Source organism: Mucilaginibacter sp. RCC_168, from assembly GCF_041355315.1.
In the GTDB taxonomy this organism is placed as follows: Bacteria; Bacteroidota; Bacteroidia; order Sphingobacteriales; family Sphingobacteriaceae; genus Mucilaginibacter.
Genome location: NZ_JBFUPN010000084.1, coordinates 1 through 585 on the forward strand (window position 1 = coordinate 1; position 585 = coordinate 585).

General features: G+C 45.8%; 1 protein-coding gene. It reads right to left on the reverse strand.

The window, feature by feature from the left end; all coding sequences use genetic code 11:
- Positions 1-585: condensation domain-containing protein (locus AB6735_RS28060; protein WP_370999493.1), on the reverse strand; the 585-nt coding region annotated here is incomplete at both ends.

Genomic DNA, 585 nt, shown 5'->3' on the forward strand with positions numbered 1-585 from the left:
AAATGATAACCGAGGACATCCCTGGAGAGATCCAGCTGCCAGCGGGAAAAAGCAGCATACGGAAGACTATCTTTCTTCTCCGGCAGACCGTTGCCGGTGTAGGCATCAAAAAGTGATTGGAGGAACAACCGGCACGACACTCGGTCAACAATAGCATGGTGTATGTTGATACTCAAAAGGTGACGTTGTTCGGAACAGGCGTAAACACTTACCCGAAGCAGGGAATCCTCCCCCAGGTTAAAAGGCTCCTTAGCCTCAGAAATCAGCAGAGCACACCCGGAAGCCGATAATGATGACCATTCTGAATCACTCATACCATATAAGCTCTTATTCACAGATATCCTGATATCAGGTAACCCTGAAAGATACCGGGAAGGAACCCCGTCTGTATCTTTGATCCGCATCCGCAATATCTCGTTCTCTAAAACCAGTTTTCTTAAACAGGATTCCAGCTTCGCAATATCCAGGGAACCCTCTATAGCTGCTATGACCGGTATATTATGATAAACCGGTGAAGATGCGTACAAGTTTCCCGATTCGAACTGATCTATAAACCACAAACGATCTTGATGATAGGAACATTTA